General features: G+C 71.5%; 4 protein-coding genes. 1 reads left to right on the top strand and 3 read right to left on the bottom strand.

Annotation, left to right across the window (positions count from 1 at the left end; all coding sequences use genetic code 11):
* Window positions 1–42: 42 nt before the first annotated feature.
* Window positions 43–549: a DUF2269 domain-containing protein gene (locus EAO76_RS44025; protein WP_148841797.1), complete on the bottom strand. Its 507-nt coding sequence runs from the start codon at window positions 547–549 to the stop codon at window positions 43–45.
* Window positions 550–951: 402 nt separating this feature from the next.
* Between EAO76_RS44025 and EAO76_RS44030 the strand changes: the two genes are divergently transcribed.
* A complete protein-coding gene (locus tag EAO76_RS44030) occupies window positions 952–2,130 on the top strand; it encodes an FAD-binding oxidoreductase (protein ID WP_148841798.1) in 1,179 nt (392 codons plus the stop codon).
* A gap of 204 nt (window positions 2,131–2,334) precedes the next feature.
* Here EAO76_RS44030 and EAO76_RS44035 read toward each other — a convergent pair whose 3' ends face one another.
* Together EAO76_RS44035 and EAO76_RS44040 are read right to left on the bottom strand one after the other, a co-directional pair.
* Window positions 2,335–2,814, bottom strand: coding sequence for an NUDIX domain-containing protein (locus tag EAO76_RS44035; protein WP_148841799.1), 480 nt, complete (start codon window positions 2,812–2,814; stop codon window positions 2,335–2,337).
* Window positions 2,815–2,877: 63 nt separating this feature from the next.
* Window positions 2,878–3,497, bottom strand: a 620-nt coding sequence (locus EAO76_RS44040) for a substrate-binding domain-containing protein (protein ID WP_148841800.1), incomplete at its 5' end; no start/stop codon positions are given.

Genomic DNA, 3,497 nt, shown 5'->3' on the forward strand with positions numbered 1-3,497 from the left:
GGAGTGAGCTGGGCATGGGGGTCAGGCTGTCCGACGCGGTGCTCACACGTCCACTGCTTTACCGGTCCCGGCAGCCGGACGCGGCCGTCGGCCGCGACGGGTCGGCCCCCAGGGCTTCAGTACCGATATCGCGGTGATGAACAGATACGTCGCCGTCGCCACCGAGGGAGCGACCACCAGGTCGATGTCGACGGTGCCGCGTGCCGCGGCCTCGTCGATGCCGGGGCGCAACGAGAACACGGACAGTGCCGTCGTGATCAGGGTGAGCCAGAACTTCGTCCAGACCCATCGGTGCCTGGCCAGCCCCCAGGGAGTGCCGAGCGCCAGGACGAGGCCGCTGAGCAGGGAGAGCAGGGCGACCGGCACGACCAGCCAGTCACCGAAGATCTTCATGGCGAGGGTGGCGGCCCGTGCGGTGCCGGGATCCTTGGTGAGGAAGGCCGCGATGCCGAGCGTCAGCAGTCCGACGGTCAGTCCCAGCCAGCTCACGGATATCGAGACGTGCGCCACCAGGAGACCGCGGCGGACGGGGCGTTTGAGTGGTTTCACGTGAAACACGGTGCCCGGACCGGGGCGATCGGACGTCCCACAGCGGGAGTAACCGCGCGTACTGGTCTCGGCGTACAGCACGTCTCCTCCGTGTGCTCCCGCCTCGGAGCGGGCTGCCGTTCCGCCCGGCTGCGGGGCGGTTGCCGGAACCGGCACGACCCGAGTGCGCGTGATGGATTCCGCAGGTCGGTCGCGGGGCAGAGAGCCGGACGAAGGCCGTTTCGATCAACCGGACTTCCTGCTGTTCCGTCCGGCCCGTGTTCGGGGCAGGGCATGCTGGACCGAGGGATGTGGCAGCGCCCACCGGGCGGCTGTCGATGGGTCCCGACCGCACCCGTGAACAGGGCTGCGGACCGTGTGGGTACGTAAGGCGACCATAAGACGTTTGAGGCGAGGCACAGGATGGATGCTCCGGCCACCGGGTGGACCGAGGACGCGACACACAGATCTGCCGACGCGACTCTGATCCATCGCACTCTGACCGAGATCTCACCCGTGGCCGACCAGGTGACCTCGTACTTCTACGCCCTGCTCTTCGTCCGGCGTCCGGAGCTGCGCGAGCTGTTCCCGGTCGCGATGGACACCCAGCGCGACCGGCTCCTGCGCGCGATCCTCACCGCGGCCGATCGGCTGGACGATCCCGTCGCCCTGGCCGAGTACCTCGGTGAACTGGGCCGGGGGCACCGCAAGTACGGCACGCTGTCCGGGCACTATCCAGCAGTGGGGGAGGCGCTTCTGGGGGCCCTGAGCCGGTACGCGACCGCCACGTGGGACGGGGAGGCAGAAGCGGCGTGGGTGCGTGCCTACACCACGATGTCGCAGATCATGATCGATGCGGCTGCCGAGGACGAGCAGTGGGCCCCCGCCTGGTGGCACGCGGAGATCGTCGCCCATGAGCTGAGAACCCGCGACATAGCGGTGCTCACGCTCCGCCCCGACCACGCCTACCCCTTTCTCGCCGGTCAGTACACGGCCATGGAGACCCCGTGGTGGCCCCGGACCTGGCGGCACTACTCCTTCGCCTCGGCGCCCCGCCCCGACGGCCTGCTCACCTTCCACGTCAAGGCGGTCCCGGCCGGCTGGGTCTCCAACGCCCTGGTGCACCGGGCCCGGCCGGGGGACATCGTGCGCCTCGGTCCGCCCACCGGCAGGATGACGGTCGACCACTCCACCCACAGCGGTCTGCTCTGCCTGGGCGGGGGCACGGGCATAGCCCCCATCAAGGCACTGGTGGAGGAGGTTGCCGAGCGGGGCGACCGGCGTCCGGTGGAGGTGTTCTACGGGGCGCACAGCGATCGCGACCTGTACGAGATCGACACCCTGATCGAGCTGGAACGGACCTACCCCTGGCTGGCGGTGCGGCCGGTGGTCGCCTCCGGCCCGGGGGAGCACGGAGTGCTGCAGGGGCTGCTGCCCGAGGCCGTGCGCGCGTGCGGCCCGTGGCACGAGTACGACGCCTACCTCTCCGGCCCGCCCGGCATGATCCGCAGCAGCGTGGACGTGCTGAGAGGGGTCGGCATACCGGCCGAGCGCATCCGCCACGACTACCTGGAGGAGCTGACGGGGACCGGCCACAGCTGATCCGGGCGACCGCCCCGCCTTCGGCCCGGACCACCTCGCCCCGACCCGACCGCCCCGTCTTCGGCCCGGACCACCTCGGCCCGGCTCGACCGGCCCCGCGCCGAGCCGACGACCCGCCCCGGTCCGACCGGCTCCGAGCCGACGTCCCGAGCCGACGACCCGCCTCCGAGAACGAGGACGAGGACGGGCCGAGGCCGCCGCCGGTCAGCCCAGGTCAGGTGCGTGCATCGCCCGCACGCCCTCGATGTTGCCGTCCAGGTAGTGCCGCAGCGACAGCGGCACGAGGTGGACGGCGGCGATCCCCATGCGGCTGAACGGCACCCGCACGACGTCGTACTCCCCGCAGGGGTCGTCGATCTCGGGGCCGTGGCGCCGGGACAGGTCCATCGACTCCAGCCGGCAGACGAAGAAGTGCTGGACCTTCACGCCCTTCACCCCACCGCCCTCGATGTGCTCCACGGTGTCGACGAAGCAGGGAACCACATCGGTGATCTTGGCGCCGAGCTCCTCGTCCACCTCGCGGTGCAGGGCGTCGACGACGGTGGCGTCCTCGGGCTCGACCCCGCCGCCCGGCGTGAGCCAGTACGGATCCACTCCGGGTTTGGTGCGCTTGATGAGGATCAGGTCGTCGCCGTCGAGCAGGATGGCGCGTGCGGTGCGCTTGACCACAGGACGTTCGGTCATGGCAAGAGAGTGGCCCGCTGAACCGATTCTGAAACACCTGTCCGGTCCCGGGCCGGTGTGCGCTCACCAGTCGGCGGCGGCACGCAGCAGCCACTCGTGCGCCCGCGCGATGTGCGGCAGCGCGAGAGTGCCGGTGCGCACCGCCAGGAAGTAGGTGCGCAGCGGGGGCACGGGGGGATCCAGGAGGGCCACGAGTTCTCCCCGCTCCAGCGCCCTCTCGCACAGGTAGCGCGGCAGCACGGCGAGGCCGGCGCCCGCCGCCGTGCACTCCAGGACGGCCCGCAGATCCGGCACGATGACGGTCCCGGACGCGGCGGGCGGGCTCTCGAAGACGGCGGTCCAGTAGCGGGAGACGAGCGGCAGGCTCTCGTGGACCTCCACGACCGGCAGCTGGGCCAGCACCACCGGCCCCTTGTGCCGCAAGGTTCCCGGACCGAGGCGCCCGGCCCAGCGCGGCGCGGCGACCAGCACGTGCTCCTCGTCGCAGAGCGGGGTCGCGGTGAGCAGCCCGCCGCGCGGCCGGGCCGTCGCGATGGCCAGGTCGTGATGCCCGGCCGCCAGGCCCTCCAGCGTCTCCTCGGCGCAGGCGAAGAAGGAACTGCGCAGCGCCAGCCCCTGGGCGACGAGCGGGGTGAGCGCGGGCAGGGCGCGTACCGAGGTGAACTCGGGCGGCCCGGCCAGAT

The sequence above is a fragment of the Streptomyces sp. sk2.1 genome (genome assembly GCF_008120935.1).
Taxonomy (GTDB): Bacteria; Actinomycetota; Actinomycetes; order Streptomycetales; family Streptomycetaceae; genus Streptomyces.

What these genes read in the sequence shown, in the direction of transcription:
- EAO76_RS44030 (WP_148841798.1), top strand. Translation starts at nt 952, where the DNA reads ATGGATGCTCCGGCCACCGGGTGGACCGAGGACGCGACACACAGATCT.
- EAO76_RS44035 (WP_148841799.1), bottom strand. Translation starts at nt 2,814, where the DNA reads ATGACCGAACGTCCTGTGGTCAAGCGCACCGCACGCGCCATCCTGCTC.